The organism is Nonomuraea sp. NPDC049655, assembly GCF_044465465.1.
Taxonomy (GTDB): domain Bacteria; phylum Actinomycetota; class Actinomycetes; order Streptosporangiales; family Streptosporangiaceae; genus Nonomuraea.
Window position 1 is genome coordinate 419,226 of record NZ_JBITLS010000008.1, and the last position, 11,426, is coordinate 430,651.

Consider the following 11,426-nt stretch of genomic DNA (forward strand, 5'->3'; position numbering starts at 1 on the left):
AGGGAGAGCACGGAAAAAATCTACAGGCCGTTCCTGCTGATCACGTCGCGGTACCACAGGGCGCTGTCCTTGGGCACCCGGGTCTGCGTCGCGTAGTCCACGTGCACGATGCCGAACCGGCGCCGGTACCCCTCGGCCCACTCGAAGTTGTCCAGCAACGACCACACCAGGTAACCGCGCAGGTCGGCGCCTGCCTCGACGGCCCGGTGCAGCTCGCGCAGATGCCCGTCCAGGTACGCCACGCGCTCGTCGTCGTGCACCCGGCCGTCCTCGACCAGGTCGTCGAAGGCCGCGCCGTTCTCGGTGACCATGAGCCCGACCTGCGGATAATCCTTCGAGAGCCGGACGAGCAGCCGGGACAGGCCGTCGGGCACGATCGGCCAGCCCATCGCGGTGACCGGGGCCTCCGCCGTGGTGAAGCGCACGCCGTCGGAGCCGGGCCAGGCGGCGTCGGCGGGCAGCCCCGGGCCCGACTCGACCACGCACGGGTTGTAGTAGTTGACGCCGACCAGGTCGATCGGCGCGTTGATCAGCTCCAGGTCGCCGTCGTGGACGTGCGCCGTCCCGCCGTTGCGCGCCGCCGCCGCGAGGACCTCCTCCGGGTACCTGCCGTGCACCGCGGGGTCGAGGAACTGCCTGGTCAGCAGGGCGTGGACGCGTTCGGCGGCGGCCGCGTCCGCCTCGCCGGCGACCGCCGTGGGATCGTTGACCTGGGCCGGGGTGAGCACCGGCGCGGAGTTGACCACGAGCATGATGCTGCGCGCCCCCGCCGCCCGCAGCCGGCGCGCCGCCAGGCCGTGGCCGAGCAGCAGGTGGTGGGCCGCGCGCATGGCCTGGCCCGGGTCGCGGCGGCCGGGCGCGTGCACGCCGTTGCCGTAGCCGAGGAAGGCCGACACCCAGGGCTCGTTGAGCGTCGTCCAGTGGGTCACCCGGTCGCCGAGCCGGTCGTGCACGGCCTGGGCGTAGTCGGCGAAACGGTAGGCCGTGTCGCGGTTCGTCCAGCCGCCGTGGTCTTCGAGGGCTTGGGGAAGATCCCAGTGATAAAGCGTGACATAGGGCGAAATTTCGGCGGCCAGTAGTTCATCTACGAGCTTGTCGTAGAAGGCGAGGCCGCGCGGGTTGATCGGCCCCGCCCCCTCCGGCTGCACGCGCGGCCACGCCACCGAGAACCGGTAGGCCCGCAGCCGCAGCTCGCGCATCAGCGCGACGTCGTCCTTGTAGCGGTGGTAGTGGTCGCAGGCCACGTCACCGGTGTCGCCGCCGGCGACCTTCCCGGGGGTGTGGGAGAAGGTGTCCCAGATCGAGCGGCCGCGCCCGTCCTCCTTGACCGCCCCCTCGATCTGGTAGGAGGCCGTGGCGGCTCCCCAGACGAATTCCTCGGGAAACTTCATCCCTTAACAGCTCCTTGCATGATTCCACCGATGATTTGCCTGCCGAACAGGGCGAAGACCGCTACAAGCGGCAGGACGCCGACCGCCGTGCCCGCCAGGCCCAGCACGTAGTCGTTGACGTAACCGCTGGCCAGCGTGGACAGAGCCACCTGGACGGTCGGGTTGTCCGGGTTCAGCACGACCAGCGGCCAGAAGTAGTCGTTCCACGCCGACATGAACGTCAGCATGCCGAGCACGGCCGCCGCCGGCCGCGCGGCGGGCAGCACGACGTGCCAGAACAGGCCCCACGTCGTGCACCCGTCCACCCGCCCGGCCTCCAGCAGCTCGTCCGGCAGCGCCCGGGTCAGGTACTGGGTCATGAAGAACACCCCGAACGCGTTGACCAGCGCCGGCACGATCAGCGCGTAGTCCGTGCCGGTCCACTCCAGTTTCACCATGAGCAGGTAGAGCGGGATGATGCCGAGCTGGGCCGGGACCATCATGGTCGCCACGGTGATCACCAGCATGGCGTTCCTGCCCCGGAACCTCAGCTTGGCGAAGGCGAACCCGGCCAGCGTCGAGAAGAACATCACCGCGACCGCGATCGAGCCCGCCACGATGACCGAGTTCAGCAGCGCCAGCCCGAAGGGCACGGTGTCGAACACGCGGGCGACGTTGGCCAGGAAGTTCCCGCCGGGCAGCAGCGGCGGCGGGACCTCGGCCAGCGCCGAGTTGTGCCGCGAGGCCACCACGACGCTGTAGTAGAGCGGGAAGGCGGAGAAGAAGGCAACCGCGATGAGGGTCAGGTAGCGCAGTCTCATGTCGTGCCGCCCTTCACCCGGCGGCTGATCAGGAAGTTGATCCCGGCGGCGACCACCACGACCAGGAACATCAGCCAGGACGCCGCCGAGGCGTACCCGAAGTCGAACTTGGTGAAGCCCTGCTCGTAGACGAACAGCGCGAGCGTCTGGTACTGACGGTCCGGGCCGCCGCTGGCCGCGCCGCCGCCCGCGCCGCTGCTCTGGCCGAACAGCAGGGGCTCGGCGATGATCTGCATCGCGCCGATCGTGGAGACGATGACGACGAAGATGATCGTGGGCCGGATCATCGGGATGGTGATCCGGCGCAGCTGGGTGAAGCTGCTCGCGCCGTCGAGGGTGGCGGCCTCGTACAGCTCGCGCGGTACGGCCTGCATGGCGGCCAGGAAGATGAGCGCGTTGTAGCCGGTCCAGCGCCACATGATCATCACGGAGAGCGCGATGTGCGAGGTCGCGGTGCCGGCCGCCCAGTCGATCTTCCCGATTCCGACCCACGACAGCACCCAGTTGATCAGCCCGAAGTCGCGGCCGAAGAGCTGGCTGAAGATCACCACCACGGCCACCACGCTGGTGACGTTGGGCAGCAGCATCGAGATGCGCAGCAGCGTCTGGAAGCGCAGCCGCCGGTTCAGCAGGTGGGCCAGCCAGACGGCCAGCAGCAACTGCGGCACGGTGGACAGCACGCCGATGGACAGCGTGTTGAAGGTGGCGTTCCAGAAGTAGCCGTCGGCCAGCAGCGTCTGGAAGTTCTTCGCGCCGACGAACGTGTGCTCCTCCGACAGCAGGGTCCAGTCGTGCAGGCTCACCCAGGCCGTGTAGATCAGCGGGAACAGCCCGAAGGCGCAGAAGAGCAGGAAGAAGGGGGCGACGTAGGCGTACGGCGACACCCTCACGTCGAGGGTGTGCCGCACGCCACGCCGCCGGTGCCGGGCCGGCGCCGACAGCGGGAGCGTACTCATTTGATCTTCTGTACGTCCTGGAGGACCTGTGCCCACGCCTCGTCGGGCGTCTGCTTGCCCTGCTCGACCCGGCCGAGCCCGTTGCCGATCGCCACCCGGACGTCGGCCTCCTTGGGGCCGAGGTGCTGCGGCTTGAGCGCCTTGGCGGCGTCGGAGTAGATCTTGCCGATGGGGGCGTCACCGAAGAACGGCTTGGTGAAGTTCTGGATCGAGGGGTCGTCGTACAGCGACGGGATCGACGGGAACGTGCCCTCCTCCTTGAACACCTTGGCCTGGTTCTCCTTGGAGGTCAGGAAGTCGATCAGCTCGGCCGCCTCCTTCGGGTGCTTGCTCTGCTTGGGCACCATCAGGTGCGAGCCGCCGCTGTTGCCCGAACCGCCCGGCACGGTCGCGATGTCCCACTTGCCGGAGGCGTCCTTGGCCTGCTCCTGGATGAACCCGGTCATCCAGGCCGGGCAGATGATCGTGGCGAACGAGCCCTTGGCGAAGCCGGTGTTCCACGGCGGGGTGAAGGCGGCCAGCTTGGCGGTCAGGCCCTCCTGGGTGAGCTGGTTGGACAGGTCCCACGCCTTCTTCACGTCGGGGTTGCTGTCCACGATGATCTTGTCCTGGGCGTCGTACAGACCGACCGGGGCCTGGTTGACCATGGCGCGGAAGATCTCGCCGGGGGAGTCGACGAACTTGGCGCCGGCGACGTTCGCGGCGCCGAACTTCTTGCCGGTCTCGATGTACTGCTCCCAGGTCGGCCAGAGAGCGCTCACCGCGGCCCGGTCGCTCGGCAGCCCGGCCTTCTTGAACAGGTCCTTGCGGTAGCACATGGCCAGGCCGCCGACGTCGGTGCCGAGGCCGAGGAGTTGCTGCCCGTCCTTGCTGAGGCCCTGCTGCCACTTCCAGTCGAGGTAGTCGCCCTGGCGCTTGTCCAGCCCGTACTGCTTGAGGTCGACGAACTTGCCGGGCTGGGAGGTGAACGTGCTGATGTAGCCCACCTCGACGGCCTCGACGTCACCCGCGCCAGCGTTCGTGGCCAGGCGCTTGACCAGGTTGTTGTGGTGGTCGTTGAACTGGGTGACGGCCTCGGTGATCTCGATGTTCGGGTGGGTCTTCTTGTACTCCTCGTAGAGCGGCTTGAAGCCGAAGTCGCCGAAGAGGCCGATGGACAGCTTGATCTTCTCGCCGGGCTTGGCGCTCGCCTCGGTGGTGGGGCTGCCGCCGCCGCCACCGCAGGCCGTCGCCAGCGCGAGCAGGGACGCGGTGAGCACGGGCAGGGCGAGCCGCCGGACACGAGGGGTCATGGAAACCCTCCTGGGGGAGAACGGGGGATGTGAGAGAGCGCTCTCTCGCCAGATTCGCGGCCGTCACGCCGCCCTGTCAACGGTGTCCGCATAACGATCGGTGTTACCAAGAGAGCGCGTTCAGAGCCGGTCGAGGGCGAGTGGGGTAGGGTGCTGCAACGTCTCCGACCGGACTGAGGAGCGGCCCGCCTTGACGAGCGACCTTCCGCCCGAGACCCTGCCGGGTCCGCGCCCCGGCGCGACCGTCACGCCCGTCGTCACCCGGCTCGACGACGAGCACGACACGGTCACGTTCCTGTGGCACGGCCCCGCCCGCGAGGTGCGCGTCCTGGCCGGCAGGCTGCGTCCCGACGGCGCCGACGCCCTGCTGGAGCGCGAACCGGGCCTGTGGAGCCGCACCTTCCGCGTGCGGCGCGGCTGGCGTGCCTCCTACCACCTCCAGGTGGACGGCGCGCAGGTCGCCGACCCGCTCAACCCCCGCCTGTGGCGGGGCTTCTCGATCGCCGAGACGACCCCCTCCTCACCGTGGCTGGTCCCCGGCCGGCGCCGCCACCGGCTCGTCCGCGAGCCCGCCGGGTTCCGGTACGAGCCCGCGCTCCCGCCGGTCGGCTCGCTGGTCGCGCTCGACGGCGAGGAGTGGACCGAGGACCTGCCCGTCATCCTCGACAACCTCATCGCGGCCGGCCGCATCCCGCCGGTGCGGGCCTGGCTGGTCGAGTCGGGCCCCGAGCGCACGGCCCGGCTCACCTGCGACCCCGGCTTCGTGGACGCCCTGCCCCACGACGGCTTCACCGTGATCGCCGGTCAGAGCCTCGGCGGGCTCACCGCCGTCTACGCCGCACACCGGCATCCCGGCAGGTTCGCGGCGGCGGTGTCGCAGTCGGGCTCGTTCTGGTGGCCGGACGGCCCCGAGCCCGAATGGCTGACGGGCGAGCTGGCCAGGGGCCCGGTGCCGCGCGTGCACCTCCAGCTCGGCAGCCTGGAGGACGACGACATGCACGGCCCGACCGAGCGGCTGCGGGCCGTCCTCGGCGCGGCGGCGGACTACCGGGAGTTCGACGGCGGCCACGACCGCTACTGCTGGCGCGACCGCCTGGGGGACGCCCTGATCGCCGCCTTCGCCGGGCTCCGGGGCGCTACGACCGGCGGCTGAGCACGCGGCCCACCATGCGGGCGTACATGCGGCCGGGGCTGGGCGCCTCGGTCAGGAAGCCGGGGAGCATCGGCAGCTCGACGGCGAAGGGGGCCAGCCGCTCGTACAGCTCGTCGGCGTCGGCCGGACGGTTCTCCGGCTGCTTCTCCAGCAGCTCGGCCAGCAGCGCGCCCAGCTCGTCGGGAAGCCCGGGGATGGCCGGCGGACGCTCCTTGACCTGCTGCTCGAACACCACGTAGTCGGTCGGCCCGGTGAACAGCTGCCGCCCGGTCAGCATCTCGTGCAGGACGCAGCCGAGCGAGTACAGGTCGCTGCGCGGCTCGGCCACGCCGTGCTGGATCTGCTCGGGGGCCATGTACGCCGGCGTGCCGAGGATCTGGCCGATGCGGGTGAACGTGGTGACGTCGGCGTCCCGCAGCAGCGCCAGCCCGAAGTCGAGCACCTTGACGCTGCCGTCGGGGCAGAGCATGAGGTTGGTCGGCTTGAGGTCGCGGTGGCAGATCGCCAGGGCGTGGGCCGCCGACAACACCGCGCACGCCTGCGCCGCGATGGCCGCGGCCCAGGGCACCGGCAGCGGGCCGTGCTCGCTGACCACGTCGGCCACGGTGACGCCCTCGATGAACTGCATCACCTGGTAGAGCCGCTGCTCGTGGGTGCCGAAGTCGTAGAGCACGGGCGCGCCCGGATGCTCCAGCCTGGCCAGGATGCGCGCCTCGCGGATGAAGCGGCGTTCCAGCTCGTGGTCGGGGCCGCTGGGCAGCCTGAGCAGCTTCACCGCCACCCTGCGGTCGAGGTGGCGGTCGTGCCCCGCGTAGACCGCGCCCATCCCGCCCTGCCCGAGGGGGAGGTCGTCGAGCTCATAGCGGTCGCCGATGACCATTCGCCCCTCCACGCAGCCTTTCGGGAAAAACTACACCGTCAGGACTGCGGGTGCAGATGGCCGTCGGCCAGCCCGTCGAGGCCGAGCCTGATCAGCGTGCGGCCGAGGGTCGAGGTCTCGCGCAGCGCGTCCTCCAGCACGGCCAGTTGCCTGAACGCCTCCCCGTACGCCTTCTGCTCCTTCAGCGACAACCGCGGCACGCGGGTGCGGCGCACGTCGAACCTGCTGGACCCGGTGGTCACCCGGCCGCCCGCGGCCCGCAGGAAGCCGGCCAGGAAGTCGGGGTCGAGCCGGCGGGCGTCGACCCGGTAGAGGGTCAGGTGGGGGCCGAGCACCGCGCCGCCCTCAGCGATCACCCGCACCCCGGAGTAGGAGGCCACCACGTCGCCCGGACGGATCACGATCAGGCCGGGCTGCATGGTGGTCAGGCCGGAGGGCGCGCCGCCGCTCAGCACGTCGTCGGCCGTGAGCACGGCCACGTCGCCCCCGTCGGCGGCCATCTTGGGCGGCGCCTGGGACGTGCTCACCAGGCCCTCCTTGATCAGGTCGCCCAGCGTCGTGGACGGCTGGTCGAGCGGCTGGTCGAGCACCTTCAGGTCGGGCGGGACGGCCGCGGCGGCCAGGAACCGGTCGCGGGCCTGCGCGAAGGCCCGGCCGACGTCGTCGCGGCGCTGGTGGCGGGCCGGGGTCATGTCGACCTCGTCGGCCAGCAGGTCGATGATGCGCACGGTCTGGTCGGAGCGGTCGTCGAGGTAGGCCAGCCAGGCGGGCTCGACCGGCGCCAGGTCGGCCGTCGCGTCGAGGATGAGCACCTCCGACGGCGGCCGCTCGCCCGCCCTCGGCCGGCGCAGCAGCCACAGGTCGGAGCCGGGCAGCGCCACCACCGCGCGCAGGGCTCCGGCGCGCAGCAGGTTGGCCCTGATCCGGCGGCCCGCCTTGCGGCTCGCGGCGGCCGGCGGCATGAGCACGGCGACCAGGCCGCCGGGCCGGACGTGGGTGAGGCAGTGCTGGACCCAGGCCAGCTCGGGCTCGCCGCGCGGCGGCAGGCCGTGCTCCCAGCGCGGGTCGCCGGTCAGCTCCTCGTAACCCCAGGCCCGCTCGTTGAACGGCGGATCGCACACCACGGCGTCGGCCTTGAGCTCGGGGAAGCCGTCGAGCCGCATGGAGTCGCCGGCCACGATGTCGGCCTCGATGCCGCGCAGCCGCAGGCGGGCGGCGGTGATGGCGGCCGAGGTCTCGCTGAGCTCCTGCCCGAGCACCCGGGCGGGCCGGCCCGGCGGCGGGTCGTCGCCCGCGGCGGGAGCGGGGTCGCCGGGAACGGCTCCGGACCGTTCCGCCCCGCCGGGCAGCGCGGCGGGAAGCGCGGCGGCCGGCGGCAGGAGCAGGGTGCCGACCCCGCAGGCCGGATCGAGGACGGTGGCCCCCTCGGCGCGGACCAGCCGCAGCATCAGCTCGGCCACGTCGTGGCGGGTGACCGAGAGCTGACGGGAGTGGGCCTCCAGGTATCGCTCGCAGAGGAACTCGTAGGCCGTCAGCGCGCCGTGGCGCTCGGCCAGCTCCGACACGAGCCCGGCCAGCTCGGGCTCCAGCTCGCTCTTCCCGCTGGTCAGCAACGTTCCAGCCTGGGCGACCAGATGGCCCAGCCGCAGATCGCCGGCGGCTTTCAGGCGTTGCCACACCCGATCTCCCAGCGAGACCTGGTAGGACTTCCCATAGCGGCGCAGCCAGGACTCGACCTGCCGCAGCGAGAACAGCGGCTGGTTCGCGGTTCCGCCGATCGGCTGGGGGAAGTCGTCGTGGCGGCGGCGCCAGTTGCTCACCGCGGCACGCCCGACACCGGCGAGCCGGGCGATGTCCCCGGCGTTCACGGTCGGGTCGTGGCTCATGAGGCCACAGTAGTTCACAAGAGTCTTCAGCGCATCTGCTTGTGAAGTCTTTCAACCAATGATTTACTGCTGGGTATGAAGCACAACATCCGCTATGCCGCCGGATCAGACGTGGGCCGTCGCAGGGAGCAGAACGAGGATTCCGGCTATGCGAGTGGCCGGTTGCTCGTGGTTGCCGACGGCATGGGCGGGCACGCGGCCGGCGAGCTGGCGAGCTCGGCGGCGATCGCCGTCATGCGCGAGCTGGATGCCACGCTTCCCGAGACCGGCTCGGACCTGGAGGCGGCCCTGGAGGGCGCCGTGCACGAGGCGGCCCGCAGGCTGGTCGAACTGGCTGACATCGACCCCGCCCGCCGGGGGATGGGGACCACGGTGACCGCCATGCTGTGGGACGGCTACCGGTTCGCCCTTGCTCATCTGGGTGACTCCCGCGGATACCTGCTTCGTGATGGTGCGCTCTATCAGATGACCAAGGATCACACACTTGTGCAGTCGATGGTGGACGAAGGGCGGATAACGGAGGATCAAGCCGCCGTGCACCCCCGGCGGTCCATGGTGCTGCGCGTCCTGGGCAGCGAGGGCAGGGCCGAACCGGACATGGCGCTGCGCGAGGCCGAGCCTGACGATCGTTACCTCCTCTGCTCCGACGGGCTCACCACCGTGCTCGGGCCCGAGGTCCTGCACGAGGTGCTGACCACGGTGGCAGACCCGGCGGCGGCCGTCCAGCGGCTCATCGACCTGGCGAACGAGGGCGGCTCGCCGGACAACGTCACCGTGATCGTGGCCGACGTGGTGGCGCCGGGCGCGGGCGAGGTGAGCGTCTACCGCGTGGGCGCCGGAGCCTGACGAGGGACGCACCACCCGTCACATGCGTCCCAATGCCGAAATTTGGGCCTATAAATAGACACTTTCTGAATGATTCGAGCAATTTCGCGATGGCGCTACTACAGTCCATCGTGATTTGTCGGTTTTTCGGGGAGGAGTCACCCTGGACCCGATCGCGGACGCGCTGCTGAAGCAGGTACGGCAGGAACTCGGTTACAAGGAGAAGAGCGGCCAGAGCACCAAATTCGGCCAGTGGTACGCGGATCGCGTCCAGGACACCCAATACCGCAACGCGCCCTGGTGCGACATGTTCATCGCCTGGGCGGCCGACAAGACCGGCCTCGGCCCGTACGTCGGGCAGTTCGCCTGGACGCCGTCCCACGCCGCCTGGTTCATCAAGCAGAAGGCCTGGGCGCAGCGGCCCGAGCCCGGCGCGCTGGTCTTCTTCGACTGGGGCGGCGGGAAGAGCTACAAGGGCGTCGACCACGTCGGGATCGTGGAACGGGTCGAGGGCAGGAAGATCCACACCATCGAGGCCAACGTCGACCGCGTCTGGCTCAAGCGCAAGGTCAGGGACACCGACAAGGTCGTCGGCTACGGCCTTCCCCGGGTGGTCAAGGCCGCGGCCGACCAGGCGACCGAGATCCGGTCGACCGAGCGGCCGTTCGTGCCCGCGCCGCGCACGGAGGCGGGCCGGTCCTCGCCGCTCGACGTCCTGGGCACGCCGCCCGCGTTGCTGGTCGCGATGGTGCTGGTGACCGTCGTGCTCTCCTTACGTGTGACCGGCCGTCGTCGTGGCGTCCACCGCCGCTTCGGCTGGCTGCGGTTCTGGAACGCGCCAGAGGGCCGCGGCGCCGGCCGGACGAGGGACGACGAGGAATGGGCGCCGCGCGTGACCGTGCTGACCCCCGCGCCGCCGCCGCGCGAGGCCGCCGGAATCCGCGTGGGCACCGCCCCCGCCCCGCCTGCCGGCCCTCCCGCGCAGACACGGCCGTCCTCCTCCGCCGCGCTCCGGCCCCGCGCCGTCCCGGCGGCGGCGCCCGAGGTGCCCGCCCCGCGCGACGGCAGGACGGGCGCGGGCCGTGTTCCCGCCAACCGCCGCAGGCCCTACACCCCGAAGAGCTGAAGCCACGGGGATCAGGAGGTCAGGTCGAGGACCACCTTGACGTCGCCCGGCTCGTGGCTGAAGGCGTCCTTGGCCTGGGTGAGGGGGACGCGCCGGGTGACCAGGCGTTCGAGCCAGCTCCGGTCCGCCTGGGCCAGGGCGGTGGCGGCGTCCCGGAAGTGGCGGAGGTTGGCGTTGACCGTGCCGAAGATCGCGTCGTTCTCCAGGACGATGTCCCGGTTGATCTCGCTGACGTCCAGCCGGTGGGTGCGCCCGCCCGCGCCGAGCCCGGCCAGGCAGACGATCCCGGCCGCGGACGTGCAGGTCAGCGCCTCCATGACGAGCTGCCCCACCCCGGTGCCCTCGATGATGATGTCCGGTTTGGCGTCCATGAAGGCCTCCAGGCCGCTGCCCACGTGGTACGTCGCCCCCAGGTCGGCCACCAGCGCGGGCTTGGCCCCGCCCGCCGCCCGGTCCAGGACGTGCACCTCCAGCCCGCGCTGCCGGCCCAGCAGCGCCGCCAGCAGCCCGATCGGCCCCGCGCCGGTCACCAGCACCGTGCGCGGCTCGAACCAGGCGCGCGAGCCGATCCGCTCGATGTGCTCCCACGCCTTGGCCACCACGGACGTCGGCTCGACCAGCATGCCCACGCTCTCCAGCGACGGGTCCAGGCGCACGGCGTACCCGGCCTCGACCGCCCACCGCTCGCTGGCGTAGCCGTCGATCTCCTTGATGCCGCGCTCGGTGTAGCGGCCGTTGCGGCACATGTCGAACTCGCCCCGCGCGCAGGCCCCGCACGGCTCGGGGTCGGGCCGGCGCACCACGCCCACGACCAGGTCGCCGGGGGAGAAGGCGGACCCGTCGGGCACCTGGAGCACCCGGCCGAGCGACTCGTGGCCGATGACCATGCGGCTCCTGCCGGGGGGCGCCCAGCCGTACTCGGCGTCCGCCAGTTCCCTGTCGGTGCCGCAGACCCCCAGGGCCAGCCCCTGAACGAGCAGTTCCCCTGGCCCCGGCTCCGGATCGGGCACCTCTTCCACCTCCAGCGTCCCCTGCCGGCCCGGCTCGAATGTCAACGCGCGCATCGGCGTCACCCCCTGGGGCAGTCCTTACCCAGACCGGAAGGAGCTACGAGGAC

General features: G+C 71.2%; 10 protein-coding genes. 3 read left to right on the top strand and 7 right to left on the bottom strand.

From position 1 onward, the window contains the following. Positions 1-20: 20 nt before the first annotated feature. The 4 genes from ACIBQ6_RS27200 to ACIBQ6_RS27215 are packed head-to-tail and all read right to left on the bottom strand — an operon-like array spanning position 21 to position 4,439. The gene (locus ACIBQ6_RS27200) at positions 21-1,391 is read right to left on the bottom strand and encodes a GH1 family beta-glucosidase (RefSeq protein WP_358283309.1); all 1,371 of its coding nucleotides are present in this window, start codon (positions 1,389-1,391) and stop codon (positions 21-23) included. Beyond that, positions 1,388-2,191 carry a carbohydrate ABC transporter permease gene (locus tag ACIBQ6_RS27205; RefSeq protein WP_352349853.1) on the bottom strand — a complete coding sequence of 268 codons (804 nt, stop codon included), beginning with the start codon at positions 2,189-2,191 and terminating at the stop codon, positions 1,388-1,390. The genes ACIBQ6_RS27200 and ACIBQ6_RS27205 overlap by 4 nt, the downstream gene beginning before the upstream one ends. Continuing rightward, complete coding sequence (locus ACIBQ6_RS27210) at positions 2,188-3,147, bottom strand: sugar ABC transporter permease (RefSeq protein ID WP_358283311.1); 960 nt, start codon at positions 3,145-3,147, stop codon at positions 2,188-2,190. The genes ACIBQ6_RS27205 and ACIBQ6_RS27210 overlap by 4 nt, the downstream gene beginning before the upstream one ends. Then, positions 3,144-4,439, bottom strand: coding sequence for an extracellular solute-binding protein (locus ACIBQ6_RS27215; RefSeq protein WP_397215273.1), 1,296 nt, complete (start codon positions 4,437-4,439; stop codon positions 3,144-3,146). The genes ACIBQ6_RS27210 and ACIBQ6_RS27215 overlap by 4 nt, the downstream gene beginning before the upstream one ends. Before the next feature lie 190 nt (positions 4,440-4,629). Here ACIBQ6_RS27215 and ACIBQ6_RS27220 point away from each other — a divergent pair, with 190 nt between their 5' ends. Further along, on the top strand, positions 4,630-5,592 hold the full coding sequence (locus tag ACIBQ6_RS27220; protein WP_397215275.1) for an alpha/beta hydrolase-fold protein: 963 nt from the start codon (positions 4,630-4,632) through the stop codon (positions 5,590-5,592). On the opposite strand, the gene ACIBQ6_RS27225 is transcribed toward ACIBQ6_RS27220, so the two are convergent. Continuing rightward, positions 5,576-6,472, bottom strand: a complete 897-nt coding sequence (locus ACIBQ6_RS27225) for a serine/threonine-protein kinase (protein WP_352349861.1) — start codon at positions 6,470-6,472, stop codon at positions 5,576-5,578. The two genes, ACIBQ6_RS27220 and ACIBQ6_RS27225, sit on opposite strands and share 17 nt — an antisense overlap. Before the next feature lie 38 nt (positions 6,473-6,510). After that, entirely contained in the window at positions 6,511-8,358 is a 1,848-nt protein-coding gene (locus ACIBQ6_RS27230) for a class I SAM-dependent DNA methyltransferase (protein WP_397215277.1), read from the bottom strand. A gap of 75 nt (positions 8,359-8,433) precedes the next feature. Here ACIBQ6_RS27230 and ACIBQ6_RS27235 point away from each other — a divergent pair, with 75 nt between their 5' ends. Together ACIBQ6_RS27235 and ACIBQ6_RS27240 are read left to right on the top strand one after the other, a co-directional pair. Further along, on the top strand, positions 8,434-9,204 hold the full coding sequence (locus tag ACIBQ6_RS27235; RefSeq protein ID WP_352349865.1) for a protein phosphatase 2C domain-containing protein: 771 nt from the start codon (positions 8,434-8,436) through the stop codon (positions 9,202-9,204). A gap of 115 nt (positions 9,205-9,319) precedes the next feature. Further along, positions 9,320-10,309 carry a CHAP domain-containing protein gene (locus ACIBQ6_RS27240; RefSeq protein ID WP_397215279.1) on the top strand — a complete coding sequence of 330 codons (990 nt, stop codon included), beginning with the start codon at positions 9,320-9,322 and terminating at the stop codon, positions 10,307-10,309. A gap of 11 nt (positions 10,310-10,320) precedes the next feature. Here ACIBQ6_RS27240 and ACIBQ6_RS27245 read toward each other — a convergent pair whose 3' ends face one another. After that, positions 10,321-11,373 carry a glucose 1-dehydrogenase gene (locus ACIBQ6_RS27245; RefSeq protein ID WP_397215281.1) on the bottom strand — a complete coding sequence of 351 codons (1,053 nt, stop codon included), beginning with the start codon at positions 11,371-11,373 and terminating at the stop codon, positions 10,321-10,323. Between the last annotated feature and the right edge of the window lie 53 nt (positions 11,374-11,426).

Coding starts and splice junctions, on each gene's coding strand:
- ACIBQ6_RS27245 (WP_397215281.1), bottom strand. CDS start 11,373: ATGCGCGCGTTGACATTCGAGCCGGGCCGGCAGGGGACGCTGGAGGTG.
- ACIBQ6_RS27225 (WP_352349861.1), bottom strand. CDS start 6,472: ATGGTCATCGGCGACCGCTATGAGCTCGACGACCTCCCCCTCGGGCAG.
- ACIBQ6_RS27235 (WP_352349865.1), top strand. CDS start 8,434: ATGAAGCACAACATCCGCTATGCCGCCGGATCAGACGTGGGCCGTCGC.
- ACIBQ6_RS27215 (WP_397215273.1), bottom strand. CDS start 4,439: ATGACCCCTCGTGTCCGGCGGCTCGCCCTGCCCGTGCTCACCGCGTCC.
- ACIBQ6_RS27200 (WP_358283309.1), bottom strand. CDS start 1,391: ATGAAGTTTCCCGAGGAATTCGTCTGGGGAGCCGCCACGGCCTCCTAC.
- ACIBQ6_RS27205 (WP_352349853.1), bottom strand. CDS start 2,191: ATGAGACTGCGCTACCTGACCCTCATCGCGGTTGCCTTCTTCTCCGCC.
- ACIBQ6_RS27230 (WP_397215277.1), bottom strand. CDS start 8,358: ATGAGCCACGACCCGACCGTGAACGCCGGGGACATCGCCCGGCTCGCC.
- ACIBQ6_RS27210 (WP_358283311.1), bottom strand. CDS start 3,147: ATGAGTACGCTCCCGCTGTCGGCGCCGGCCCGGCACCGGCGGCGTGGC.